This is a genomic window from Kitasatospora sp. NPDC028055 (assembly GCF_040637885.1).
In the GTDB taxonomy this organism is placed as follows: Bacteria; Actinomycetota; Actinomycetes; order Streptomycetales; family Streptomycetaceae; genus Kitasatospora.
Window position 1 is genome coordinate 25,757 of the sequence record NZ_JBEZXE010000014.1, and the last position, 25,583, is coordinate 51,339.

Below are 25,583 nucleotides of genomic sequence, written 5' to 3' on the forward strand. Positions count from 1 at the left end.
GTACGGTCCGTCCCCGGGTACCCGCCGTGGACCGTTCCATGCCGGTTCCCCTTGTGAGGATTGCGTGAACGAACGACCCGGGCCGCGCTGCGGTGACACTCGCCACACTCCGCGCATGCCGCCCGGGGAACGGGGCACCCGGACGGGACAGGACCGGAGCGCGAGGAGGAGAGGGAGGACCGGACGATGGGACGGATCGAGGAATCGGTCGAGATCGCGGCGCCGCTCGGCGAGGTCTACCGGCACTGGGTGCACTGCGAGGACTTCCCGCAGTTCATGCGCGGCGTGGTCAGCGTGGACGTCACGGGCGGCGGCGCCAGCAGCTGGGTGGTCGAAACGGCCGGCGGCCGCCGGGAGTTCGAGGCCGTGACCACCGAGGTGGTGGAGGGCGAGCGGGTGGCCTGGGACGGCGGAACGGGCCCGGTGCGGCACAGCGGCGTGGTGACCTTCCACCACGTGGACGACCGCACCACCCGGATCATGCTCCAGCTGGAGGTCGAACCGCACGGGCTCTGGGCCCACCTCGCCGAGGCGCTCGGCTTCGTGGACCGCCGGATCATCGACGACCTGAACGACTTCAAGCACCACGTCGAGCGGGACACCGCGCCCGGCACCGCCCCGGGGGCATGAACGCCCGGATCGGGGGCAGCCGAGCCGTACCGGCCCGAACGGGACCGGACGGGACGGAACGAACGGAGGCAGTCATGACCGCACGCCGCACCATCTGGGAATTCCGCACCTCCGCCGGCCACACCGCCGGCACCGACCTCATCGGCTTCCACGTCGAGGCCACCGACGGCGCGATCGGCAAGGTCGACAAGCTGTCCGAGGAGGTCGACGAGCAGTACCTGGTCGTCGACACCGGGCCGTGGATCCTCGGCCGGCGCGTGCTGCTCCCGGCCGGGACCGTGACCCGGATCGAGATCGGCGAGCGGAAGGTCTACGTCGACCGCTCCAGGGACGAGATCCGCAACAGCCCCGACCTCGACGCCGGCGGGCCCGACCAGGAGATCGACACCCGCGGGCGCTTCGGGCCCTACTGGGACCCGTACTACGGCGGCCGGATCCTCTGACCGGGCCGCCCGAAGCACAGACCGAGCAGTCAGCGACGACGGACGGGGGGCGGCCCCAGGCTCCCCCCGTCCGGACCACCCGGGAAGGGGAACCCTCCATGGAACGTCTCACCACCCGGATCACCATGCGACTGATGACCGGCGACGACCGCAGCCGGGACCTGGACGTCGACTGGTCCTACCGGGACGACGAACCCCACGCGGCGGAGCTGGACTTCACCTCCTACCAGGCGAACGCGGTCTGGTCGCTCTCCCGCGACCTGCTGCTCGCCGGGCTGCACGCGCCCGCCGGCGAGGGCGACGTCCACGTCACGCCGTTCGACGACACCCACGTCCTGATCGCGCTGGCCGGCGCCGAGGGCGTCGCCCTGCTCGCGGCCCCCGCGGCGGCGGTCGCCGGCTTCCTGGCCCGGACCGTACGGCTGGTCCCGCCGGGGCAGGAGCACGAGCGGATCGACTGGGACCGCGGCCTGCACGACTTACTGGCCGCCTGAACCACCGGCGGCCACCTGCACCGACTGCACCGAACCCGACGAGTGCACCGAACCCGCCGAGCCCGGCGGACCCGCCGGGCCGTACGGCACGGCACCGCACCGAGAGGAGCACCCGCCCATGACCACCGCCCCCGCCCGCCCCGGTCAGCCGCCGCCCGCGCCGGAGCCCCCGGCGCCGCCGTCCAGGCCGCTGCTGCCCGACCCGCCGCCCCCGCCCGGCTCGCCCGTCCCCCCGCCGGGCCCGCGCCCGGTGCACCGGCCGGCCCCCGAACCGGCCGCCCCGCAGCCGGGCCGGCCCCACCCGGTCGAGCCGCCCGACTGAACCGCCCGACCGAGCCGGCCGACCGAACCGGCCCGCCCCCGGGCCCCGGGCCCCGGCCCGGGCCCCCTCCCCCAACTCGCCTGCCAGCAGCGGAAAGGAGAGCCGCAGATGTGGTGGAGCCTGCTCCGCCTGGCCGTCGTCGGCGTCGCGGCCGCCCTCCTCACCTACGGCCTGGACCGGGCCGTCCGGTCGGCGGCCCGGCGGCTCTCGGCCCCCCGGGGTGTCGGTGACGTGCCGGAGGTGCTGCGCCGGTGCCGCCACCCGGTGCTGGCGCTGACGGCCTGTCTGCTGCTCTCCGCCGCGCTGCCGTGGATCGCCGCCCCGCCCGCCGCCCGCGAGGGGCTGCGGCACCTGGCGGTGATCCTGGCGATCACCTCCGGCGGCTGGCTGTGCGGCCGGCTGGTGGCGATCCTGGCGGAGGGCGCCGCCCGGCTCGCCGTGCACCGCCGCGAGCCGGCCTGGGCGGGCCGCGCCCGGACCCAGGCCGTCCTGCTCGGCCGGATCTGCCAGGCGGTGGTCGCCGTGGTGACCCTGGGCGCGGTGCTGATGACCTTCCCGGCGGTGCGCGGCGTGGGCACCAGCCTGCTGGCCTCCGCCGGACTGGTCGGCGTGGTGGCGGGCGTGGCCGCCCAGAGCACCCTGGCCAATGTCTTCGCCGGGGTGCAGCTGGCCTTCGGCGACCTGGCACGGATCGGCGACGTCGTGGTGGTGGCCGGTGAGTGGGGGACGGTCGAGGAGATCACCCTGACCGCCGTGGTGATCGAGACCTGGGACCAGCGGCGGCTGATGATGCCGATGTCGTACTTCGTCGGGCGGCCGTTCGAGAACTGGTCCCGCCGCTCCAGCCGGATCACCGGCACCGCGCTGCTCCACCTCGACCACCACGCCCCGATCGGGCTGCTGCGCGAGGAGTTCGAGGACTACCTGGCCAAGTGCGAGCTCTGGGACGGCCGGGGCAGCGCCCTCCAGGTCGTCGACACCACGCCGACCACCATCGTGGTCCGGGTGCTGGCCACGGCGGCGGACGGCAGCGACGCCTTCGAACTGCGCTGCCGGCTCCGCGAGCACCTGATCGGCTACCTGCGCGACCGGCACCCGTACGCGCTGCCGCGCATCCCGGTGGCGGAGGCGCCCGCGCGGGACCCGGACGGCCGGGGGGAACCCCGCACCCCCCGGCCGGGTCCGGGCCCGGGTCCGGGCCCGGACCCCCGCACGCCGCCGCCGCGCACACCCCCGCCGCGCACGCCGCCGCCGTGACGGCCCGGCCGATCAGCCGGAGGCTCCGCGGCAGCCCGTCGGCGGATCCGTCCGACCCACCGGCGTCCGTCCGAGCCGTCGGCGTTAGGGTGAACGGATCGAATGATCACCAGGAGAGTCATGACCGCCGCCAAGCCCAGCGTCCTGCTCGTCACCGACCTCGCCTACCAGGCCCGGGGGCGCCGCTACTGCGACGAGGACATCCAGCTCTCCGCCCGGCTGCGCGAGGACTTCGACCTCGCCCTCTGCCACCCGCTCGACGCGGCCGCGCTGCTGGACCACTTCGACCTGGTACTGGTCCGCAACAGCGGTCCGGTGCTCAACTACCGCGCCGCGTACGAGCGCTTCCGGGAGCAGGCACTCGACCGCGGCACCCGCGTCTACAACCAGCTCACCGGGAGCGCCGACCAGGCCGGCAAGCAGTACCTGCTCGACCTCACCGCCACCGGGCACCCCGTCATCCCCACCGTCGACCGCGTCGCGGACCTCGACCGGCTGCCCGTGGTGCCCGAGTACGTCGTCAAGCCGAAGCTCGGCGCCGACTCCATCGGCCTGCGGGTCGTCCCCCGCGAGCGGCTCGACACCGTCGCGCAGGCCCGGGACGTCCTGATCCAGCCGCTGGTGCCGTTCCGCTACGAGGTCTCGTTCTACTTCGTCGACGACGCCTTCCAGTACGCCCTGCACGCCCCCGACCCGGAGCGGCGCTGGCACCTCGAACCGTACGAACCCACCGCCGCCGACCTGGAGTTCGCCCAGAGCTTCATCGCCTGGAACAGCATCGAGCACGGCATCCAGCGGGTCGACGCCTGCCGCACCCCGGAGGGGGAGCTGCTCCTGGTCGAGCTGGAGGACCTCAACCCCTACCTGTCGCTCGACCTGGTCGACCCGGCCGTCCGGGACCGCTTCGTCGACGCCCTCAAGGCCGCGCTGCACGCCTTCGTCAGGTCGTCCTGACGCCCGTCACCCGGCCCTGACCTGCCGGGCGGCCTCGGTCAGCACCGCGCCCAGCGGCAGGTCGACCCGGGCCACCGCCAGCTCGTCCCCGCGGGTCGCGCCCTGGTTGACGATCACCACCGGCGTGCCCGCGCGGGCGGCCCGGCGCACGAAGCGCAGCCCCGACATGACCGTGAGCGAGGAGCCCAGCACCAGCAACCCCTGGGCCGCGTCCACGAGTTCGAAGCAGCGCTCGACCCTCGGCCGGGGCACGCTCTCGCCGAAGAAGACCACGTCCGGCTTGAGCACGCCCCCGCACGCCGCGCACGGGGCGACCCGGAAGGCGGCCACCGGCTCCGGCGCCAACTCGGCGTCGCCGTCCGGGTTGACCCGGGCCGGGCCGTCCCGGAAACCGCCGTTCAGCTCCTCCAGCCGGCGGTCCAGCTCGCTGCGCGGGCTGGTCCGGCGGCAGTCCAGGCAGACCACCCGGTGCAGCCCGCCGTGCAGTTCCACCGCCGTACGGGTGCCGGCCGCGCGGTGCAGGCCGTCCACGTTCTGGGTGATCACCGCCGAGACGTGCCCGGACCGCCGCAGCTGCTCCACCGCCCGGTGCCCGGCGTTCGGCTCGGCCCCCGCGATCGCCCGCCAGCCGACGTGGCTGCGCGCCCAGTACCGCTGCCGGGCCGCCGCGCTCCCGGTGAACTCCTGGAAGGTCATCGGCGCCGCGCGCCGCCGGCTGCCCGTCTCGCCCCGGTAGTCCGGGATCCCGGACTCGGTGGACAGGCCGGCCCCGCTGAGCACCACCGCCCCGCGCCCGGCCAGCAGCCGCACCAGCGCCGCCAGGCCGGCCGCATCGGCCGCCGTGGCGCCGGGAGTCGTCGCGAACGCGTCCATGCCGTCCAGGGTAGGACGGCGGCCCGGAAAACCGGTGGTCGCCGGTGGGGCCGGGCGTTACCCTCGGGGGCATGGACGTCATGGACCGAAGCACCAGCGCAGCCGCGCGAGCCGCCAGCTCGCCGGTTGCCGCCGCCTGACGTACCCCCTCCCCCGGCGACCGGAAACGGTCCGCCGGTGGTGTTCCCGGGGCGTTCGCTCCCCCGGTCCCGATGATCGCGCGGCTCGTTCTCCGGCGCCTCCCTCCCCCCGAGAAGGAGCCACCGCCATGAACACCGACCAGCTCGTCCGCGTCTTCACCGAGTACTTCGAGGAGCGCGGCCACCGCCGGATCACCGGCTCCACCCTGCTGCCCCCGCCCGGCGACCCGGTGCTGTTCACCACCTCCGGCATGCACCCGCTCACCCCGTACCTGGAGGGCCGTCCGCATCCGCTCGGGAGGCGGCTGGTCAACCGGCAGCGGTGCCTGCGCACCACCGACCTGGACGAGGTCGGCGACCGCACCCACCTCACCGTCTTCGAGATGCTCGGCAGTTGGTCGCTGGGCGACTACGAGGGCCCGCAGAGCCTCGACTGGGGCTACGGACTGCTCACCGACGGCCTCGGCATCGACCCGGGCCGGCTCCACGTCACCGTCTTCGGCGGGGACGACCGGGTCGGGCCGGACACCGGCTCGCTGGAGCTCTGGCAGGACCGCGGGGTCCCGGTCGAGCTGACCGTCGAGGACAACTGGTGGTCCAACGGGCCGACCGGCCCCTGCGGCCCCGACTCGGAGATCTTCCTCTGGACCGGCGACACCCCGCCGGAGTCGACCCCGACCCGGGACGACCGCTGGGTGGAGGTGTGGAACCACGTGATGATGCGTCACCGCCGGCTCGACGACGGCTCGCTGGTGCCGCTCCCCCAGCGCAACGTGGACACCGGGCTCGGCCTGGAGCGGCTCTCCTCGCTGCTCCAGGGCCGCTCCTCGGTCTTCGAGTGCGACGTCTTCGACCCCTGGCGCCGCCTGCTGCCGCCGCTGTGGGAGCTGGACGAGCCGTCGCTGCGCCTGGTCGGCGACCACCTGCGCTCGTCCGTCGTGGTGATCGGCGACGGCGTGCTCCCCGGCAACACCGGCCGCGGCTACGTGCTGCGCCGTCTGGTCCGCCGGGTGCTCACCGTGCTGCGCCGCGACGACCCGCGGCGCGGGCTCGGGGACCTGCCGCAGGAGCTGGTGCGGCACACCCTGGACCGCTTCGGCCAGGACGTGGACCCGGAGTCGGTGCGCCGGGTGCTGCTCGACGAGGAGCAGCGCTTCGACCGCCTGCTGGAGCGCGGCCGCCGGCTGCTCTCCAGCCCGCGCTTCCGCGGGCCGCTCGGCGAGGACGACCTCCGCTACCTCCACGACACCCACGGCCTGCCGCGCGAGCTGGTCCTCGAACTGCGTTCGCAGTGACGGACGGTGGCGGGGGCGGTACGGCCGGCCGTGCCGTTCCGCCCCCGGCACCGCCCCCGGGCCCCGCCCCGGACCCCGACCCCGGCCCCGGTCGCCGCCGCCGAGGGGCGCTGACCCGACCGGCGCGGCGGCCCTGGTGGATCGGGCTGGTGCGTGTAAGGTAAGTCGACTTTTCGGGGGGCGGGGGAAACGGAACGTGGTTCAGGACGAGTGCGCGCCGGCACGGCTGCGGTTCAGCCTGCTGGGGCCGATCGGCATCGAGGCCGACGGACGGGCCGTGCCCCCGGGCCCGCCCCAGCAGCGGGCGATGCTGGCGGCGCTGCTGCTGCGGGCCGGTCGCCCCGTCACCCTGCGCGAGCTGCTCGACGCGCTGTGGGGCGCCGAACCGCCCTCGTCCGCGGTGATGGTCCTGCGCACCTACGCCTGGCGGATCCGCCAGCGGCTCGCCGGCCCGGACGCCGACGGGCCCAACGGCACCCGCCCCAACGGCACCAGCGCCGACGGCGGCGCGCCCGTGGCGCAGCTGCTCAGCTCGGTGGGCGACGGCTACCGGCTGTCCGTACCGCCTGAGTCCGTGGACGCCCACCGGGCGGAGCGGCTGGCCGCCACCGCCGCCCGCGCCTGGCGCAAGGGGCGGCAGAAGGAGTGCGCCACCCTGCTCACCGAGGCACTGTCCCTGTGGCAGGGCGAGCCACTGGCCGGCGTGCCCGGGCCGCTCGCCGAGGCCGAGCGCTCCCGCCTGGCCGAGCTGCGGCTGACCCTGACGGAGCAGCGCTTCGCCGCCGAGCTCGCCCGCGGCCGGCACCACGCCCTGGTGTCCGACCTCACCGCGTTCGTCCAGCAGCACCCGCTGCGCGAGCAGAGCTACGGCTTCCTGATGCAGTCCCTGTACGCGGCCGGCCGACAGGCGGACGCACTCGCCGTCTTCGCCCGGGCCCGGCGGACGCTGGGCGAGGAACTGGGGATCGACCCCGGCCCGGAGCTGTGCGGGCTGCACGGCCGGATCCTCGCCGGCGACCCGGGCCTGCTGGCGCCCGCCCCGGCCGCAGTCCTCACCCCGGCGCCGGAGGGCGTCGTCCGCCCGGCCCAACTTCCGCCGGACATCTCGGACTTCAGCGGCCGTGCCGAGGCCGTCCGGCAACTGGCCGCGGCCCTGACCGGCGCCGACCGGACCGTCCTCGGCGTGGTCTCGATCAGCGGCATGGGCGGCATCGGCAAGAGCACGCTGGCCGTCCGGGTCGCCCACCAGGTCCGCGACCACTACCCCGACGGCCAGTTCTACGCGGACCTGCGCGGCACCAGCGGCGAACCGGCCGACGCCGCCGCCGTCCTGGGCAGCTTCCTCGGCGCGCTCGGCGTCGCCGCCACCGAGCTGCCGCGCGCCGTCGAGGACCGCTCCCGACTGCTGCGCAGCCTGCTCGACGGCCGCCGGGTCCTGCTGCTGCTCGACGACGCCCGCGACCTCACCCAGCTGCGCCCCCTGCTGCCCGGCTCCGGCGACTGCGCGGTGATCGTCACCGGCCGCACCCGGGTCCCGGGGCTGTCCTCCCGGGCCCACCTCGACCTCGACGTGTTCGCCGTCGACGAGGCCCTGGACCTGCTGCGGCAGGTCATCGGCGGGCCGCGGGTGGCGGCCGAGCCCGCCGCCGCCGACGACGTGGTCGGCCTCTGCGGCCGGCTGCCGCTCGCCGTGCGGATCGTCGCCGCCCGGCTGGCGGCCCGGCCCCGCTGGGCACTGGCCCGGCTGGTCACCGCGCTCACCGACGAACGCCACCGGCTCGACCAGCTGCGTGTCGGCGGCCTGGCCGTGACCACCGTGTTCGAACTCGGCTACCGGCAGCTGAACGGCGTCCAGGCGTACGCCTTCCGCACCCTCGCCCCCTTCACCCGGCCGACGATCGCCCTGGACGCGGCGGCGGCCGCGCTCGGACTGGGCCCGGAGGACGCCGAGGAGGTACTGGAGTCCCTGGTGGACGCGGCCCTGCTGGAGTCGCCGCAGCCCGGCCGGTACCGCTACCACGAACTGCTGCGCAACTACGCCGAGCAGCGGCTGCTCCCGCCCGAACGGCCACCGGTGGCCGCCCGGCTGCTGCGCTTCCTGCTGGCGGGCGCCGTCGCGGCGTTCCAGCGGGCCGTGCCGGGGGATCCGGTCGGCACCACCTTCACCGTCGCGGGCGCCGCCCGCTTCGCCGACCTGGCCGGGGCCAGGGCCTGGGTGGTGCGGGAGTTCGACGGCATCGCCCACGCCGTCGGCGCGGCCGTGCGCTCCGCCCCCGATCCCGCGCTGCTCGACGTCGCCGCCGATCTGCTGGTCGCGTGCAGCGCCTTCGGCCGGGACATCTCCTCCGGCCGGCTGGGTTCGGTCGCCCGCGAGGTCGCCGAGGCCGCCGAGTCGGCCGGCCACCACCGGGCGGCCGGCCGGGCTCGCTTCGTCTGCGGCAACGTGGCCGTCCAGGCCACCCGGCTGGACGAGGCCCGTGAGCACACCACCCGGGCGGCGGACTCCTGCCGGCGCGCGGAGGACACCGTGATCCTCCGGCAGACCTGCAACGACCTCGGCGTCATCGCGCTGTTCCAGCAGCGCTACGCCGACGCGGTGCGCAACTTCGACCAGGCGCTCGCGCTGGCCCGCCTCCTCGGCCACCGGTCCGGGGCGCTCGCCACCGCGCTGAACGCCGCCGTCGCCCGGCTGCGCAGCGGCGCCGCCGAGGAGGCGGTGGCGATCTGCGACGAGGAACTGCTGGCCCTGCGGGACGTCCCGGACAGCCACGGGGCCGCCCACGCCCTGGGGATCCGCGGCCGCGCACTGCACGAACTCGGCCGCCACGACGAGGCGTTGGCCACCTACCAGGAGTGCCTGGAGCTGTGCCGCACGGCCGGGCTGCCCCGCCAGGAGGCGATGGCCCGCTACCGGCGCGCCGACACGCTGCGGGTGACCGGCCGACCGGCGGAGGCCCTGACGGAGGCCCGGGCGGCGGTGACCCACCTGGAGGGCGCGCGCGACGGCGAACGCGACCTGGCGTACGCGTTGCAGGTCCTGGCCCGGACCGAGGCCGAGCTCGGCGACCGCGCGGCGGCCGAGGAGCACGCGGCCCGGGCGTACGGGTCGCTGAGCGCGCTGGGGCTACCGGAGGCGGCGGAGGCCCAGGAGCTCCTCGACCGGCTGCGGTCCGGGGCCTGAGCGGCGGACCTCCCGGATCGCCCGGATCGCCCGGATCTCTCGGGGATCCGCCGCGCTCGGGGATCCGCCGCGCTCGGGACCCGAGGGCTCAGAGCTGCTGGCCGGGCGGCAGCGGCCTGGAGGCGATGGTGTTCCACTCGTCGGTCACGTCGATCCGCAGCCGGGGGTTGCCGGTCTCGCCGTCCGGGGCCGTCGTCCCGGACTGGAGCGTGGCCGCCGACGGCGACGGCTGGGCGGAACGCTCCGCTGCGGCCGGGGCCGCCTGGGCGGCCGTGGCCGCGAGCAGGACGGCACCGGTGGCGAGGCCCAGCAGCGTGGCGGCGCGCTCGGCGGCCTTGGGAACGCGGTTCATGGGGGGACTCCAGTTCGTTGCGGAGGCGGTTGCGGAGGCGCACCGGAAGGTGTGCCGACTCGGTGAGCTTCGCAGCCGCCGATAGACAAATGATCAACGCGCCTCCCGGGCGGCCCGCAGGCCCTACACCGGGAAGCCGAGCGTCGGGCCGGGCCTGGGGGTGCCGATGTGCAGGGCGCTCAGGCTGGTCAGCCCGTCGGCGGGGAGGCCGAGGGCCTCGTCGGTGGCGGCGCAGGAGGCGTCGGACCGGATCCGGGCGGACAGTCCCAGTGCGGCCGCCGCCAGGGCGGCCCGTTGCAGGGCCAGCCCGGCCTCGATGTGCGCCAGGCGGTACCAGCGGTCGCCGTACGCGTCGATCCCCGCCTCCAGGGCGGCGACCGGCAGGACCGTCAGCGGCGCCTCCAGGTAGTCCAGCCGGGTCGGTGGCGCGGCCAGCCCGGCGGCGATCCGTTCCGGCGCGCCGGGCGGGACGGGCAGCGGGACCAACTCCCCGCCGCGGTACGCGTAGCAGCCCGGGGCGAGGCCGGTGACGTCGCGGACCACGCAGCACAGCGCGACCGCCGCGGGTGCCGTCGCGACCCCGGCGAGGTCGCCGGGGTACCCGGCGGCCGCGGCACCGAGCACCGCCGCCACCGCCCGCCGGTCCATCGGCACCGGGAGGAACCCGTTGCTCGCCGAGGCGCGCCGCGTGACCCCCGCGCGGAGTCCGGCCGGGCCCAGGGGGGCGGCGTCGGGCAGCCGGACCGCCGGCTCGGCCCCGGGCGCGGGCGCGGGCACCGGCCGGGCGGGTTGGACCGCGTCCGGCCGTTCGGCCAGCGAGGCCCCGTGCACGGCGGCGGTGTAGGGCAGCAGCCCCAGGATCGAGGTCGGCGGTGTCACCGGCACGGCCGCTGCCGACGGCGCCGACGGCGGTTCGTCCGGGCCGGGGGCGGGGCCGGGGCCTGGGTCGGGGCCCGAGCCTGGACCTGGGCCGGGCGCCGGGGCGGCCGGGTGGCGGAGCGTCAGGACGGCCGTGACGCTCTGCCGGTACGGGTCGAGGCCGAGTAGCGCGTCGACCGGCCGGTCGTCCTGGCGCAGCCGCACCCCGACGGTGGCGCCCAGCGACTCGGCGACCGTCTGGGCCTGGGCGAGCAGCACCCCGGTCTCCTGCTGTTGCAGCCGGTAGCCGAACTCCCGGTACTTCACGGCACTTCGCCAGAACACCGCCGTGAGCACGAGGACCAGGTCGGGCGCCTCGCCGGTGCCCGGGGCCAGGGCCCTGCGGTGGTCCCCCGGGCGGACGGCGACCAGCCGGTGCCCGACGCCGTCGTAGTGGTACACCGCCGCCGGCCGTCCGGGGGCCGCGCCGAGCGCGAGGTAGGCCTCGATCGGGTAACGGGCGCCCCCGCTCGGCGCCGGGCGGCAGTCGCCCTGGCCGGGCGGTGCGGCGAGCGCGGTGCCCGTCGCCGGGTCCACCGGGTACATCCAGTTCGCCCTGGTCCGGCCGAGCAGTTCGCGCATCAGCGTGCCCAGGACGGCCGGCCAGTCGGGCGGGCCGTCCGCCGGTTCCCACGGCAGCGGCACGGTGGGGCGGTCGGCGTGGACGAGGGTCGCGGGCGGGAGCGGGCCCGGGGACTGCGGGAGCGGTCCGGGGTGGCGGCCGTACGGCAGGTAGGCACGGGCCGCCGCCCCCGGTGCCGGGTCGGTGGGAGGAGTGCTGGGTGACACGGATGACCTCTATGGAGTGTCGGGGGGTCGGTCGCGGCGGTTCGGTCGCGGCGGTTCAGGGGAACGGGTGCGGGTCCGGGTTGAGGTCCGCCGGGGTGAGGTCCCGGTCCCGGTGGCCCAGCAGCCGGGGCACCGTCAGCAGCCGCGGCAGCCCGTGGGTGCGCCGGAACCGGTGCCCGAAGGTCATCGGCAGCGTGCCGGGGACCAGCACCTTGACGCAGGACAGCCCGCCGGCCCGGTGTTCGGCCGAGGTCTGGTCGACCACCACCACGTCCAGACCGGTGCCGGTGAACCGGCCGACCAGTTCGGTGAGGTCCCCGATCAGGTCCCGGTGCTCCGGCCAGGGGGTACCGGCGGCCACGGCGGCCAGCGGCACGGGCGGCGCACCGGCGCCGAGGAAGCCCAACCGCTCCCGGGCGGCCGGGTGGCCGTACAGGGTGGCGTGGTCGTCCATCGTCCGCACCTCGGCCGGGTCCGCCAGCATCCGGGCCGCCCGGTCCGGGTCGTGCCGGCGGTCGGCGCCGGACAGGAAGCCGGTGAGCTCGGAGAGGCTGCGCAGCAGGGCCCGTTCGGCCGTCAGCGCGGTGCCCGCGCCGCAGAGCAGGTTCAGCCCGCGCGGTGGGGCGGATCCGGCGGCGGGGTCGGCCTCGGCCAGCACCCAGAAGGCGGGGACCCGGTGCTCGGTGGCGGTGGCGAACGCGCGCAGCCGGTAGCCGAGCCGGTGCCGGGCGAGCTCGGCGAGCAGCGGGATCCGGCGGTCGGCGGCCGAGGCCAGGTCGACCTCCGGCGCGGGCAGCCGGGCGTACCAGGTGAGCAGGAAGGCGTCGCGCTCGGCGACCTCCAGCAGCCCGTGCAGCACCGCCTCGGCCGGGCAGTTGCCGAGGGCGCAGCCGTTGGAGGTCTCGAACACGAAGGAGTCGTCGAGTCGGCCGCGGTTGTAGTAGGCGTAGCTCTCGGGCACCAGGACGGGCAGGCCCCGGGCGAAGGAGTACCCCCACACCCAGCGCAGTTCCCGGTCGGGGGTGTACGGCGCGAACGGGAAGCCGGGGAGGCCGTGCTGCTCGGGGTGGTGCAGACCGAGCCGCCGGGGGTCCACGGCGTGGTCCGCGATGTCGCGGAACCGGGCCGTGACGGTGGTGCGCCGACCGCGCGGGGCCTCGCCGCCCAGGCGCTCCAGGGCCTCCAGGACGGCGGCGAGCCGGGTCGAGCCGAGGTCGGTGGCGTGGCCGTAGCCGTTGGCGCTGGCGTGCACGGCCCGGGAGGGGGCCGTCCGGGCGGTGGCGCACAGGGCGGCGGGGGTGGACCAGGTGTCCACCGATGCGATCACGCCGGTGACCGGGTCGACGTAGCGGTCCGCGAGGACCTCCGGGTCCGGCTGCGCGGTGCGGGGCACGTCCGGGTGGAGCTTCGGCGCGGGCGGCAGCGCGAGTACGGCCGCCGCCGCGCTGTCGGCGGGCAGGGCGCCGCAGTCCGGGCAGTACGGGTGCGGCAGCAGGGCGCTGCGGGAGGTCTCGCCGCTGTCCGCCGCCACCCGCAGCACCGCGTCGGCGGTGCGGGGCGTGACGGGGGCGGGGGCGTGGGTGGAGGCCGGGTCGGCGAACGCGGCGAGCCGGGCCGTCTCCTCGGTGACGAGCTCCCGGACGGCGTCGAGCAGCAGCGGGTTGGTCCGCAGCGCCGGCAGGTCGGGCGGGAGCAGCTCACGGCAGGCCGGCTCCGCGCTGTTGTCGCGCTCACGCAGCTCGGCGCAGCCCGGGCAGCCGGGACGGCCGGGGAGACCGGCGGGCCCGAGCACCACCTGTCCGGCGAGCAGTCGGACCGGCAGCCAGGGGCGGCCGTGCGCTGCCGCCCAGGCCCGTCCCCGGCGCAGCGGCTCGCGGTCGCCCGGGCCGACGGTGGTGACCACCAGGACGTCCGGGACGTTCGGGATGTTCGGGACGTCCGGGCCGGGCTGCCCCAGGGCCTCGGCGGTGACGGTCCGCCAGTCGGGGTCGGCGGCGAGCCAGGGCGAGCCGAGCAGCGCGACGGTGACCGCGCCACGAGTGCCACGAGCGACGCGAGCGGGTGTGCGGAGGTCAGTCACGGAGCAGCACCACCCGGGTGAGGTCGGGCAGGACCGCGGTCGCCTGCGGGTCGAGGTCCAGCGGTACGGCGACGGCCCGCAGGCCGGTGGTGGTCCGCAGCGCCGCGGCCAGCGCCGCCAGGTCCGGGGCGACGGCCGCGGGGCGGGCCGAGCGCCGTGGCGCGAGCTCGGGCTCGCGCCCGGGCACGCCGATCGGCGGAACCGGCTCGGGCCGGTAGCCGGGCTGGTCCTCCGTCCTGGACTGCCAGGCCAGCAGCGCGCGTTCGGCCGAGCGGGCCACCGCCTCGGCCAGGTCGCGCCCGGCGGCGGCGACGGTGTCGCCGCCCAGCCGGGTGGCGCAGGCCGGCACGCCGGTCGCCGCGGTGAGGTCGTAGAGGGCGGGCTCGCCGACCGTGCCGAGCAGCCGCAGCAGGTGGCCGGTGCGGGGGGCGGCGGCGAAGTCCGCCGGATCGAGCGCGGTGGTCCCGGCCCTGGCGCCGCCGGGCGCCCCGGCCAGCAGTGCCTCCACCTGGTCGGCGAGGCCGAGCCAGCGCGCCTCCTCGGGCGAGCGGCCGCCCGCCGTGCCGCGCGGCCGCTGCCCGGCGGTGCGGTCCGGGAACGCGGTCGACAGCGGCACCGGGACGGTCCGGCCGTCGGCCAGGTCCACCCCCTGGAGGGTGGTGCGGCCCTCGTCCGCGGCCCGGCCGGCGGTCGCGTCCGCGGCGTAGGCCGCCAGACCGGCCAGCACGGCGCCGACCCGCGCCTCGTCCCGTTCGAGGCCCGAGCCGACGGCCGGTACGTCCAGCGGCTCGCCCCGGTAGCCGTGCGGGACGGCCCGGCAGACCCAGAGCGGGGACTGGGTGAAGTCGGCCTCGTCCACCGCGCCGAGCAGGCCGGTCCGGGCGTCGACGACGCGCGCCGCGCGGGCCAGCAGGTCCGCGTCGGCGTCCGCATCGGCGTCCGCGTCGGCGTCCGCGGGCTGCGCCGCCGCGCCGACGGCCACGGCCGCCGGGTGGGGCAGGACCGGGTGGCGGGAGCCGGCCAGGGTGTGCAGGTCGGTGCGGGCCAGGGCGGGGGCGGCGGAGGTCCCGGGGGCGGGCGGCAGGTCGTCCAGGCCGGTCAGGGCGCGGAACAGGCCGAGGACCAGCCGGTGGGCGAGCAGCCCCGGGACGGCGCCGCCCAACGGCGCCTCGCGGTCGCCGTCGCGCGGCGGCAGCAGCCGGTGCCAGCCGGATGCGGCGGCCCCGGCGTCGGCCGGGCCGAACCAGGCCTCGCCGCCGCCGAGCAGCAGCTGGGCCGGGGTCAGGCCGGCGGCGGCGCAGTGCTCCGCGGTCGCGATCAGCGCCCGGCGGGCGGCCCCGAAGCCCCCGTGCGCCGTCCGGACCTCCAGCACGGCCCCGACGCGCGGCTGCTCCGGCAGGTCCGACCCGTCCGTCAGGTGCACCCGCTGGGCCTGGTCCCGTCGCTGCGCCGACGCGGCCCGGCTCAGCTCACCGAACGCGGCCGCCTCGGCGACCACCTCGACGTCCCGGCACCCGGTCCGCAGCAGCGCGCGCAGCGCCGCCGCCCGGAGCGGCCCGTCGGCGACCAGTCGCACCCGGGTCTCCCGGTAGCGCTGGAAGCGGTGCTCGGCGGAGTCCAGCGCGTAGCGCAGGAACGCGATCTCCGGTGCGTACTCGCGCAGTTCGTGCTCGGTGAGGCCGTGCGGCAGGTCCTCCCGGGCGTCCTTGACGAAGCCCAGCCGGTGCAGCAGCAGCACGAGGTCCCGTACGGCGCCCTGCTTGTCCGCCGGGAGCGGGGCGGTCAGCTCGTCCAGGGTGCGGCGGCCGGTCAGGTGCGGGGTCAGCCGTCGCAGCCACTCGTACGCCTGTGGTCCGGGCAGGACCCAGGAGCGGTGGCCGGCGTGCAGGTAGGCGCCCTCGGGGACCGGCACGCAGCGGACGTCGTCGTTGAGTTGGGGTCGCATCCGGCTCAGCTCCGCTGCGGGTCGGTGGGTGCGGGGACGGGTTCGGGGACGGGTTCGAGGGCGGGCTCGCCGGGATGGCGCTCGGCGTAGGCGCGGGCCCGCTCCAGCGCGCTGACCCCGAAGGTGGACTCGACGGTGCGGGCGGTCAGGTAGCAGAGCAGGAAGCGCTGGGTCATCGAGAGGCCCAGCCGGTCGAGGTGGGTGTACAGCTGGTTGATCGCCAGCCGGTGGCCGCGGAACCACGTCGTGGACATCACCTCGCTGCGGTACGACTCGTTGCCGAGCAGCAGGCCGAGCAGTTCGCCGAGTCGGGGCTCGGCGAGCAGGGGGGTGCGGGCGGCGTGGTCCAGGTCGATCAGCCCGCCCTCCAGCAGCGGCAGGGCGGCGGCCTTGCGGTCCCGCACGTACCCGGCCCACTCGGCGACGAAGGGCAGCTGCCCGGTGCCGTCCAGGGTGTCGAGCACCGCGGCCAGGTCGCGGCCGAGTTCGCCGCGCAACTGCTGGAACCGTGCCTCGAAGGCGGCCCGGACGGCGGCCGGGTCCGCGCACTGGGCGAAGAAGCCCTCGGCGTGCGAGGCGAAGGACATGAAGCCCCTGGACACCGGCGGCAGACTGGTGTGCGCGAAGGCGAACATCAGCCACAGCGCGGGCCGCAGCCGGCTGTGGCCGGTGCGGCGGACGTGCTCCAGCACGGGGAAGGCGAGCCGGCTGCTCGCGGCGTGGCCCGCGTCCAGCAGTTCGGCCAGCAGCGGGCTCCCCAGGACGTGCCGACGGTCCTCGTACGGCTCGGTCTGGAGGGTGTTGTCGGGGTACCACGGCGACAGCGGGCCGCGCTCGTCCAGCAGCGCCGCCCTACGGGCGTGGCCCGCGGTCTCCCGGGCCTCGTCCAGGACGGCGGTGGACGGGCTGCGCCGCAGGAAGGCGGCCAGCCGGAGTTCGGCGGCCGGCTGCACGATCTCGCGCCAAGCACTGTCCGTGGTACGGAAGTTGAGCCGTACGTGCGGGCCGCGCCGCCAGTGGCGCTGGAAGTACGGCTGCTCGATCACGTCGGCGAGTTCGGCGAACAGGGGGCGCACGGCGTCCAGCAGCAGCGCGTCCTTGTCGTCCTGGTAGTAGCGGATCTGGAGGCTGCGCCAGTCGGTGTCAGTCACGGTGGTACCCGGTCCTCGCGGGGTCGGTGGATGGGTCGGCGCGGCCGGCGCCGGAGGGGGCCGCGGTCAGCCCGGACTCGACGAGGCGCCGGATGCGCTGCTCGACGCCGTGGTCGAGGCCGAGCCGGTTGTGCAGCAGGTGGACGCAGCGCAGCAGCACGGCCAGCACCGCGCGCTGCCCGGGCGCGGCGGAGCCGGGCGTCGGGACGGCGGTGGGGTGGGGGGCGGTGATCCGCAGCCGGCCGCGGGCGTGCAGGCCGAGCAGTTCGGCCCGCAGCTCGCGCACCGAGCACAGCCAGCGGTCCTTGGGGCCGCTGCCGGTGGCCGGGCCGTCGGCCTGCCGCCAGCCGCGGGCCACCCGGTCCGCCATCGCGGGGTCTGGCGCGCCGCCGGGGCGGGCCCGCAGCGCGGCGGCCAGCCGGCCCCGGTCGGGCTCCCAGGCCGCGAGCGTCAGGATCAACGCGTCCGCGCCGAACCCCGCACGCTGCGGCCCGGTCGCCCCGTCGGCGAGCAGCCCGAGCGCGAGGTCGCTGGAGAGGGTGAAGTGCCGCTCCACCGCGCGGACCGCCTCCGGCCCGCCGAACACCGCTTCCTCGGGCCGGTACCGGATCTCCTCGACGGCGTCGTGCTCGCGCACCGACCGGTCGTGCTCGGCGAGCCCCTCGGCGGCGGCCAGCCGCTCGGCCCAGGCCGCGTAGTCGGCGGGCGGCATCCGCCCGGCGGACGGGTGGGCGTCGAGGTGCCGGCCCAGCGCGGTCCGGGCCCGCTCCCGCACCGCGGCCGCCCGGGCGGCCGTGCGCGGCAGCAGCCGCAGCCGCAGGTGCGGGCCGCCCTCCCAGTAGCGCAGGTAGAAGTACTCGTCGATCAGCCCGTCCCGCCGCAGTTCGGCGACCAGCGGCCGGACGGTCCGCACCAGCAGCGCGGTGGCGTCGGCCGTGCTGAACGCGTGCAGGCTCAGCCACTCCCGGCCGCTCCCGCGCCCCGGCTCAGCCACGACCGGCCCCCGCCGTCCGAGCGGCGGCACCGGGGTCGGCGCACGGGTCGGCGCACGGGTCGACCTCGACCACGTACTCCACGACCCGTCGTCCGAGGCCGCCGAGGACGGGCGCGGCCGCCGGGTCGGGCAGCGCCTCCTGGAACAGCAGGACGCGGTCGGGGCGGGTGAGCAGGCGGTGGAACAGCAGGACCAGGTCGGGGTTCGCGAGGTCGAGGAACATCGGCTTGCGGTCGCGCAGTTCGCCGAGGTCCCCGGGGCGGCGCGGCTCCCGGCCGCCGGCCGACCGCTGCGGCGCGGGGCGGTCGGGGACGGCCCGTACGAAGGTGCGTTCCGGTACGCCGTGCCGGCGGGCCCAGTCGGTCAGCCGCAGCAGGTAGTGGGCCTCGTGCTCGCCGCGGCTCTGCCGTGGGACGGCGTCGGCCCGCACGCACCACGAGGCCCGGGCCACGACGACCCGGCCGACGGCGGTGCGCGGCCGGTGCAGGACCTCGCGGGAGTGCTCGGCGGGCGTGGTCGTCAGCAGCTCCCACAGCCCGGCCGAGGGCCCGGGGGTCTCGCCGAACAGCCTGACCAGGAGCAGCATCAGCGGCGGCAGCAGCCGGTCGGCCATGGTGCCCAGGTGCAGCGGCCGGACCTCCGGCCCGTCGGGTCCGTGGCGCAGCACGAGCCGCCGCCGGAGCGGGTCGTGGTCGACGAAGAACTCGGCGGCGGGCAGGCGTTCGGCGGCGGGCCGGGCGCTGTCGACGCCCGGGATGTCGATCTCGAAGCGGACACCGTCGGCCCGCAGGTTGAGGTTGCTGCCGAAGGCGCCGCCGCTCTCGGCGAACAGCACGCCGCCCGGGACGTCTGCACCCAGGTCGGTGTCCGCCGTCCGGTCGGCGAAGTCCGCCGTCCCGTAGGCGAGCTCCGGCAGGGCTCGGCGCAGCCTGGCGGTGCCGTGCCCGTGGCCGGCGCCGACGCCGTTGAGGACGAGGTCGAGGTCGCCGTCGTCGTCCCGGCCGGCCTCCTGCACGTAGCAGGACAGCCGCCCCGGGGCCGACCGATCGGGCGCCAGGTCGGCGAGCAACCGGTCGACGGCACGGGCCGGGAGGCGGACGACGCCGTCCCCGTCGGCGGGGTGGTCGCGCAGGAAGGCGATCGCCTCGGCCCGCAGCCCGGCGAGCTCCCGGACGGCGGGCACCGGGCTGGCGCCCGGCGGGTGCCCGGCGGCCGTGGCCGGGTTGAGCAGTGCGCCCAGTTCGGCCGCGGCGCTGCCGGGCCGGGCGTCCCGGAGCCGGGTGACCAGGGCGCGGTGGAACAGCGGGAACGGGACGGGCCCGGCGTGGTCGGCGAAGACCTCCGCCGCGACCAGCCGCAGTGCGGCGTCGGGCCGGAACAGCGCGAGCAGCCGCCCGACGGCGGCGAGGTCCGCGAGCGCGCCCGCCCAGCGCCCGGGGTCGCCGTGCAGGACGACCTCGGTGAAGACGGCGTTCTCGTGGAAGAGGTTCTTGCGGGGCGGCGCCTGGGTCCGGTCGCCGGGCGTGCCGTGGGTCTCCAGCAGACCGGTGATCTCCCGGTCCACCCGCCGGTGCAGCGCCGTCCGGACCGCCGCCGACTCCCCGGGGTAGGCCGTCAGGGCGCGCCGGACGGCCTGCAACTCCCGCTGCCCGTCCGGGAGTTCCCAGCGTTCGAGGTGGCGCAGCAGTTCGCCGAGGTGGTCCGGGGACTGGTCGGCGAACGGCAGCGCCGCCTCCAGCAGGCCGACCTCGACCAGCTTGGCAAGATAGGCCGTCGCCGCCGCCGTGTCGGGCCGGGCGGCCGGGCGCCCGGCGCGGGCCGCGAGGTGGTCGCGCAGTTCGGCGCCGGTGCGCGGGCCGCCCGCCCGCAGGAAGTCGACGCAGGCCCGGGTCGCCCCGTCCGCGGCGACCGACAGCACCCGCTCCGACCAGCCCGGTGCGACGAACCAGAAGCGGCCGTCCTCCTCGCACAGCGTCGGGTTGACCCGCAGCACCCGGCCGCGCGGCGGCGTGCGCGGTCCGGCCAGCGCGTGCGCCAGCCGCTGCATCACCCAGACGTTCGGCTCGACGACACTGCGCCAGGCCGTCGCCCCGGTCGGCGCGACGGCGGAGCCGCAGCGGCGCCACTCGCCGAGGCCGGTCACGGTGAAGGTGGCGTACGGGCTGGTCTTGGCGGCCGCCCGGGCCAGGTACTTGACCAGGCGCAGCCTGGTGCGGCGGGCCAGCTCGGTGCCGGCCGGGGCGTCGAGCCACGCGGTGAGCGCGTCCGAGAGCATCGGGTTGCCCTGGACCAGCCCGTGACGGAAGGCCGGGGTCGCGGCGTGGCGGCGCACGGCTGACAGAGCGTCCGGGAGGTCGCGGTCGTAGCGGTCCGGGAGCGCCGCGAAGTCCTTCCGGTGGGCGCGCAGCGCCGCCAGCCAGGCGTCGATCCGCTCGGTGAGGACGGCCGGCAGGGCCTGCCGGACCGCGTCCGACCAGACCGCCGGACCGGGCGCGCTCGCGCCGTGGAGGCTGCGGCGCAGCGCCACCACCCGCGGTTTCAGCTCGGAGCCGGCCAGCGCGCCGATCACCGGGTGGAGGGCGTCGGCCAGCAGTGCGCCCTCGCGGGCCAGCCGGTCGCGTTCGGCGAGCAGGTGGTCCACGGCGGCTCGGACGGCCGGTCGGCGCAGCTCGTACAGGGCGTCGGCCGGCAGGCCCGCGACGCGGACGGCGAACCGGCTGACGGCAGGGGTGGTGGGGGCAATCACGGTGGGAACGCCGTTTCGTCTCCAGAGGGTCCGACGGCTCTTCCCAGCGCGCCGGAGGGGTACCGCCGGTCAGTCACCGGTGGTCGTGGTGGCGGGAAGCGTCCCGCGGGCCCCCGCCGGGTCCGACGGGACCCGCGGGACGCTCCTCAGTGGCTACCCGTGAGCCGGGTGCCCTGCCCGGTCGATCAGGTCAGGCTGAAGTAGCAGTGGCAGCCGTAGGGGGCGCAGGAGGCGCCGACCTCGGTGTGCGCACTGTCGGTGGCCAGCGAACCGATGGCGTCGCCCTCGGCGAGCTCGATGCCGGTGACGTCCAGGGCGTCCAGGTCGAGCGAGTTCAGCTGCATGTCCATGGTGACGGTCCTTCCTCTCGTTCCGTCGGCCCGTTCGGGCTGACAGGAGAACCTTCACAAGCGCCGATCTACAGCCGATATACGGAAGTGCCGTCAGGTCATGGGCGCCCTGCACCAGGGCCTCGCCCGGCCGGCGGACGCGGGACCGTCCGGCGCGGCGCGCGGCGAGGGGCAGGGTGGGGTGCGGCCCGGTGGCGGTCGGGTCAGGGGCGGCCGAGGACGGCGGTGACGGTGATCTCGATGACGACCCGGTCGGGGTTCTCGCGCGGCGGGCGGTAGCGCTCGGCGTAGCGGCGCTCGGCGTCGGCGACCTGCTCGGCCGAGTCGCGCAGCACCGCGACGCCCTCCAGGGTGGACCAGCGGGCCCGGTCCACCTGGCAGACCGCGACGCGCAGTCCCTCGGGGCCGGCCGCCGCCACGTTGCGGGCCTTGCGGCTGGTACGGCTGGTGATCACCCGGGCGGTGCCGGTCGCCGGGTCGAAGGTCACGCCGACCGGCACCACGTGCGGCGTGCCGTCGGGCCGGGTGGTGGTCAGGGTGGAGATGTGCCGCTCGCGCCAGAAGGCGAGGAAGGCGTCGTCGAGGTCACGCGGGTCATGGGCCATGATCGCGATCGTACGACCCCCGGGGCGGCGCTCCGCCCGGGGGCCGTACGACGTGCGGCAGGCGGCCTGGGCCTCGGTGGCCGCGGGCGGTCCACTCCGGCAGGGCCAGGGCCTCAGTGGCCGCGGGCGATCCACTCCGGCAGGGCCGGGGCCTCGGCGCCGATGGTGGTCGGGTCGCCGTGGCCGGTGCGCACCACCGTGTCGGCCGGGAGCGACAGCAGCCGCTCGCGGATGGACTCGATGATGGTCGGGAAGTCCGAGAAGGAGCGTCCGGTCGCGCCCGGGCCGCCGTGGAACAGGGTGTCGCCGGTGAACACGGTGCCGAGGCCGGGGGCGTGGAGGCAGACCGCGCCGGGCGCGTGGCCCGGGGTGTGCAGCACGGTCAGCTCGGTGCCGGCCACCTCGATCCGCTGCCCGTCGGCGAGTTCGCCGTCCGGGAGCCGGTCGGGGTGGGTGAGCTTCCACAGCGGGAGGTCGTCCGGGTGCAGCAGGATCGGCGCGCCGGTGCGCGCGGCCAGGGCCGGGGCGGCGTCGATGTGGTCGTTGTGGGCGTGGGTGGAGACGATCGCCAGCAGCCGGCGGCCGCCGAGCGCGGCCTCGATGGCGTCGGCGTCGTGCGCGGCGTCGATCACCACCGCCTCCTCGTCGTCGCCGACGATCCAGACGTTGTTCTCCACCTCCCAGCTGCCGCCGTCGAGTTCGAAGGTCCCGGCGGTGACCAGGCGGTCCACCCGGGCGGTCACAGGATCACCACCGAGCGGAGGACGTCGCCGCCGTGCATGCGCTCGAAGGCCTGCTCCACCTCGTCGAGCCCGATCCGCTCGGTGACGAAGGCCTCCAGGTCCAGGCGGCCCTGGAGGTGGAGGTCGATCAGCATCGGGAAGTCCCGGGAGGGCAGGCAGTCGCCGTACCAGGAGGACTTGAGCGCGCCGCCGCGGCCGAAGACGTCCAGCAGCGGCAGTTCCAGGGTCATCTCCGGGGTCGGCACGCCGACCAGGACGACGGTGCCCGCGAGGTCGCGGGCGTAGAAGGCCTGCTTGTACGTCTCGGGCCGGCCGACGGCCTCCACCACGACGTCGGCGCCGTTGCCGCCGGTCAGCTCCCGGATCGCCTCGACCGGGTCGGTGGTACGGGAGTTGACGGTGTGGGTGGCGCCCAGGGAGCGGGCCTTCGCCAGCTTGCGGTCGTCGATGTCCACCGCGATGATCTTCGCCGCGCCGGCCAGCCGGGAGCCCATCACGGCCGCCCCGCCGACGCCGCCGCAGCCGATCACGGCGACGGTGTCGCCGCGGCCGACGTTGCCGGTGTTGATCGCGGCGCCGAGGCCCGCCATCACGCCGCAGCCCAGCAGGCCCGCGACGGCCGGGTCGGCGGCCGGGTCGACCTTGGTGCACTGGCCGGCCGCGACCAGGGTCTTCTCGGCGAAGGCGCCGATGCCCAGCGCCGGGGACAGCTCGGTGCCGTCCAGCAGCGTCATCTTCTGCTTCGCGTTGTGGGTGGCGAAGCAGTACTGCGGGCGCCCGCGCTCGCAGGCCCGGCACTGGCCGCACACCGCGCGCCAGTTGAGGACGACGAAGTCGCCCGGCCCGACCTCGGTGACGCCCTCGCCCACCGACTCCACGACGCCCGCGGCCTCGTGGCCGAGCAGGAACGGGAACTCGTCGTTGATGCCGCCCTCGCGGTAGTGGAGGTCGGTGTGACAGACGCCGCACGCCTGGATCCGCACCACCGCCTCGCCGGGCCCCGGGTCCGGCACCACGATCGTGGTCACCTCCACGGGTGCGCCCTTGGCGCGCGCGATGACTGCCTTGACCTGCTGGGCCATCCGATTCCACCTCCGTCGGCCGGTACGGCTACGCACCGGCGTGACCTGCGACAAACGACTGCGGGAGAACTCTAGAAGCACTTCCGAAGGAGTGCCTACGAAGGGTAGCGCCCGCCCGGCCGGGGGCACGTGCCACGGGCATGTCCGGCAGTCCTGCCCGGCCCACCCGGCGCTCGCCCCCGCGCGGGCCCCGCGCGGCCCCGGTTCGGCCCCGGCGCGGCCTCGGACCAGGGGCGCGCGGGCGGCGCTGAGCGCCCGTCAGCGTGCCACGAACTGCCCGGAAAGCGCCGCCGTTGGCTGGAAGTGCCGCAGACGGGCACCCCGCCGTCCACGTACGGTCGTAGCAGAGACGGTCCACGCGACCACGCTCAGCACACCCGCCCCACCTGACGGCACGCCACCGCGCGCCGCTCGTGCCGGGCGCGTACCGACCGTACGCCCCCGCACGTTTCGCGCCATCCCGCGCCATCCCGGGCACGGGCCCGCGCCCCCGCGCGGGCAGCGTTCCCGGTCCCACCGCGTCCCACCGCGTCCCACCCGCACCGCCGGCCCCGAGTCGAGCCGCCCCGGCCGAACCGCCCGTCCCCGCACGAACCCCGGATCCACCCCCCGTCGGGCCGCCCCGCGCGGTCCCTGCCCTGGAGTCTGGAGTACGGATGTCCACCGAGAACAGCGCGACCGGTGCCGGCACCGGCACCGCCCCGCTCCCTCCGCTGCACTGCCTGCGCCACCTGGAGCCCGGTCCGCCCCGGCTCGCGGCGCTGCCCACCGGCACGCCGGTCTGGCTGGTCAGCCGGCACGCCGACGTCCGGCAGGTGCTCACCGACCCGCGGCTCGGCCGCGCCCCGCTCTACGCGCCGGACGCGCCGCCGCTCATGGTCACGCCCAACATCCTGGACGACCCGCAGAGCATGCTGAACATCGACGGCACCGAGCACCAGCGGCTGCGCCGCACCGTGCAACGGGCCTTCACCCCGCGCGCGATCGCGCGCTGGAAGCCCTGGGTCGCCTCGGTGATCGAGTCGCTGATCGACGAACTGATCGACCACGGCTCCCCCGCCGACATCGTCGCCACCTACACCCGGCCGCTGCCGGTCCTGGTGATCAGCCGGCTGATGGGCCTGGACAACCTCGACAGCAAGCGGCTCGCCCACTGGAGCGACCACGCGCTCTCCACCACCGCCTACAGCGCCGAGGCGATCGCCACCGCGATGACCGAGTTCGCGGCCTTCGGCGCCGAGGTGATCGCCGAGCGCCGTGCGGCGCCCGGCGAGGACCTGGTCAGCAGCCTGCTGGCGGCCGCCGCCGAGGACGGCTCGATCACCGAGGGGCAACTGATCGCCCTGGTCATCGGACTCGTGGTGGCCGGTCACGAGACCACCATGACCAGCCTCGGCAACGCCCTGGTCTACCTGCTCGAGGACGGCCGGGACGCCTGGCAGCGGCTCGCCTCCGACGAGGCCAGCGCCGCCGCCGCGACCGAGCAGATCCTGCGCGCCGTACCGCTCGGCGACGCCGCCGAGCACATGCCCGGGCTGCTGCGCCGCACGGTGGAGGACGTCGAGATCGGCGGGGTGGTCATCCCGGCCGGCAGCGTCGTCGCCGCCGACACCGGCGCCGCCAACCAGGACCCGGAGGTCTTCACCGGGGACCTGCGCACCGAGCTGTTCTCCCCGCTGGCCGCGCCGATGCTCACCTTCGGCGCCGGACCGCACCACTGCCTGGGCGCCTGGCTGGCCCGGATGGAGCTGGAGCTCGCCCTGCACCGGCTGGCCCGGCGGCTGCCGGCGCTGCGGATGGCCGACGCGGCCCGGGACATCGACTGGCGGCGCGGGCTGCTCACCCGCAGCCCCAACACGCTGAGGGTCACCTGGTGACGGGGCCGACCGGGCCCGCCGACACCGCGGCGGCCGAACCCGTGCTGGTCCGGGTCGACCGGGACCGCTGCATCGGCTCCGGGATGTGCGCCCTGAGCGCCCCCGAGTCGCTGGCCCTCGACACCGACGGGCAGGCCCGGCCGGTGGCCGGGTACGCGGACGGTGGCGCGGAGTTGACGGACGGGCTGACCGAGGCGGTGGAGTACTGTCCGGTCGAGGCGCTCACCCTGCTCTCGGCCCGCGGCGGCCACCGGATCGAACCGCCCGAGTGACCCGCCGGACCGGGCGAGCGCACAGCCCCGTGACGCAGTGATCCCGTGACCCCGTGACCCCGGTGGCGCCTGCTGAGACTGCGGCAGCAG

General features: G+C 76.5%; 22 protein-coding genes. 10 read left to right on the forward strand and 12 right to left on the reverse strand.

Going from position 1 to position 25,583, the window contains the following annotated elements; all coding sequences use genetic code 11:
* Positions 1–186 precede the first annotated feature (186 nt).
* The 6 genes from AB0F71_RS16945 (at position 187) to AB0F71_RS16970 (ending at position 4,100) form a co-directional block, all read left to right on the forward strand.
* Entirely contained in the window at positions 187–630 is a 444-nt protein-coding gene (locus tag AB0F71_RS16945; protein WP_360234153.1) for an SRPBCC family protein, read from the forward strand.
* Between the two features lie 74 nt (positions 631–704).
* On the forward strand, positions 705–1,073 hold the full coding sequence (locus AB0F71_RS16950; RefSeq protein ID WP_360234155.1) for a PRC-barrel domain-containing protein: 369 nt from the start codon (positions 705–707) through the stop codon (positions 1,071–1,073).
* A gap of 98 nt (positions 1,074–1,171) precedes the next feature.
* Positions 1,172–1,567 (forward strand): SsgA family sporulation/cell division regulator, encoded by a 396-nt coding sequence (locus tag AB0F71_RS16955; RefSeq protein WP_360234158.1) that lies wholly within the window; start codon positions 1,172–1,174, stop codon positions 1,565–1,567.
* Between the two features lie 118 nt (positions 1,568–1,685).
* Positions 1,686–1,889: a hypothetical protein gene (locus tag AB0F71_RS16960; protein WP_360234161.1), complete on the forward strand. Its 204-nt coding sequence runs from the start codon at positions 1,686–1,688 to the stop codon at positions 1,887–1,889.
* 108 nt (positions 1,890–1,997) lie between these two features.
* On the forward strand, positions 1,998–3,146 hold the full coding sequence (locus tag AB0F71_RS16965; RefSeq protein WP_360234164.1) for a mechanosensitive ion channel domain-containing protein: 1,149 nt from the start codon (positions 1,998–2,000) through the stop codon (positions 3,144–3,146).
* A gap of 120 nt (positions 3,147–3,266) precedes the next feature.
* A complete protein-coding gene (locus AB0F71_RS16970; RefSeq protein ID WP_360234167.1) occupies positions 3,267–4,100 on the forward strand; it encodes a hypothetical protein in 834 nt (277 codons plus the stop codon).
* 6 nt (positions 4,101–4,106) lie between these two features.
* Here the strand turns inward: AB0F71_RS16970 and AB0F71_RS16975 are convergent, their stop codons facing one another.
* Entirely contained in the window at positions 4,107–4,973 is an 867-nt protein-coding gene (locus AB0F71_RS16975) for an NAD-dependent protein deacetylase (protein ID WP_360234170.1), read from the reverse strand.
* 268 nt (positions 4,974–5,241) lie between these two features.
* Between AB0F71_RS16975 and AB0F71_RS16980 the strand changes: the two genes are divergently transcribed.
* Together AB0F71_RS16980 and AB0F71_RS16985 are read left to right on the forward strand one after the other, a co-directional pair.
* A complete protein-coding gene (locus AB0F71_RS16980; protein WP_360234173.1) occupies positions 5,242–6,408 on the forward strand; it encodes an alanine--tRNA ligase-related protein in 1,167 nt (388 codons plus the stop codon).
* Between the two features lie 196 nt (positions 6,409–6,604).
* Positions 6,605–9,589 (forward strand): BTAD domain-containing putative transcriptional regulator, encoded by a 2,985-nt coding sequence (locus AB0F71_RS16985; RefSeq protein WP_360234176.1) that lies wholly within the window; start codon positions 6,605–6,607, stop codon positions 9,587–9,589.
* Positions 9,590–9,677: 88 nt separating this feature from the next.
* On the opposite strand, the gene AB0F71_RS16990 is transcribed toward AB0F71_RS16985, so the two are convergent.
* The 11 genes from AB0F71_RS16990 to AB0F71_RS17040 form a co-directional block, all read right to left on the reverse strand.
* The gene (locus tag AB0F71_RS16990; RefSeq protein WP_360234179.1) at positions 9,678–9,941 is read right to left on the reverse strand and encodes a hypothetical protein; all 264 of its coding nucleotides are present in this window, start codon (positions 9,939–9,941) and stop codon (positions 9,678–9,680) included.
* 123 nt (positions 9,942–10,064) lie between these two features.
* The gene (locus AB0F71_RS16995; protein ID WP_360234181.1) at positions 10,065–11,648 is read right to left on the reverse strand and encodes a SagB/ThcOx family dehydrogenase; all 1,584 of its coding nucleotides are present in this window, start codon (positions 11,646–11,648) and stop codon (positions 10,065–10,067) included.
* 55 nt (positions 11,649–11,703) lie between these two features.
* A complete protein-coding gene (locus tag AB0F71_RS17000) occupies positions 11,704–13,728 on the reverse strand; it encodes a TOMM precursor leader peptide-binding protein (RefSeq protein ID WP_360234184.1) in 2,025 nt (674 codons plus the stop codon).
* The gene (locus tag AB0F71_RS17005; RefSeq protein ID WP_360234187.1) at positions 13,721–15,673 is read right to left on the reverse strand and encodes a hypothetical protein; all 1,953 of its coding nucleotides are present in this window, start codon (positions 15,671–15,673) and stop codon (positions 13,721–13,723) included. The genes AB0F71_RS17000 and AB0F71_RS17005 overlap by 8 nt, the downstream gene beginning before the upstream one ends.
* A gap of 5 nt (positions 15,674–15,678) precedes the next feature.
* Positions 15,679–16,824, reverse strand: a complete 1,146-nt coding sequence (locus tag AB0F71_RS17010; protein ID WP_360234190.1) for a thiopeptide maturation pyridine synthase — start codon at positions 16,822–16,824, stop codon at positions 15,679–15,681.
* A complete protein-coding gene (locus AB0F71_RS17015) occupies positions 16,817–17,818 on the reverse strand; it encodes a lantibiotic dehydratase C-terminal domain-containing protein (protein ID WP_360234193.1) in 1,002 nt (333 codons plus the stop codon). The genes AB0F71_RS17010 and AB0F71_RS17015 overlap by 8 nt, the downstream gene beginning before the upstream one ends.
* Positions 17,811–20,564, reverse strand: coding sequence for a lantibiotic dehydratase (locus tag AB0F71_RS17020; RefSeq protein ID WP_360234197.1), 2,754 nt, complete (start codon positions 20,562–20,564; stop codon positions 17,811–17,813). The genes AB0F71_RS17015 and AB0F71_RS17020 overlap by 8 nt, the downstream gene beginning before the upstream one ends.
* Before the next feature lie 185 nt (positions 20,565–20,749).
* Positions 20,750–20,914 carry a hypothetical protein gene (locus AB0F71_RS17025; protein ID WP_360234200.1) on the reverse strand — a complete coding sequence of 55 codons (165 nt, stop codon included), beginning with the start codon at positions 20,912–20,914 and terminating at the stop codon, positions 20,750–20,752.
* Positions 20,915–21,117: 203 nt separating this feature from the next.
* Positions 21,118–21,519: a TIGR03618 family F420-dependent PPOX class oxidoreductase gene (locus tag AB0F71_RS17030; protein WP_360234203.1), complete on the reverse strand. Its 402-nt coding sequence runs from the start codon at positions 21,517–21,519 to the stop codon at positions 21,118–21,120.
* A gap of 113 nt (positions 21,520–21,632) precedes the next feature.
* Positions 21,633–22,262 carry an MBL fold metallo-hydrolase gene (locus AB0F71_RS17035; protein ID WP_360234206.1) on the reverse strand — a complete coding sequence of 210 codons (630 nt, stop codon included), beginning with the start codon at positions 22,260–22,262 and terminating at the stop codon, positions 21,633–21,635.
* Positions 22,259–23,344 carry an S-(hydroxymethyl)mycothiol dehydrogenase gene (locus AB0F71_RS17040; protein WP_360234209.1) on the reverse strand — a complete coding sequence of 362 codons (1,086 nt, stop codon included), beginning with the start codon at positions 23,342–23,344 and terminating at the stop codon, positions 22,259–22,261. Before AB0F71_RS17040 ends, AB0F71_RS17035 begins: the two co-directional genes overlap by 4 nt.
* A gap of 656 nt (positions 23,345–24,000) precedes the next feature.
* Between AB0F71_RS17040 and AB0F71_RS17045 the strand changes: the two genes are divergently transcribed.
* Positions 24,001–25,221 carry a cytochrome P450 gene (locus AB0F71_RS17045; RefSeq protein ID WP_360234212.1) on the forward strand — a complete coding sequence of 407 codons (1,221 nt, stop codon included), beginning with the start codon at positions 24,001–24,003 and terminating at the stop codon, positions 25,219–25,221.
* A complete protein-coding gene (locus AB0F71_RS17050) occupies positions 25,218–25,493 on the forward strand; it encodes a ferredoxin (protein WP_360234215.1) in 276 nt (91 codons plus the stop codon). The genes AB0F71_RS17045 and AB0F71_RS17050 overlap by 4 nt, the downstream gene beginning before the upstream one ends.
* The last annotated feature ends 90 nt before the right edge of the window (positions 25,494–25,583 follow it).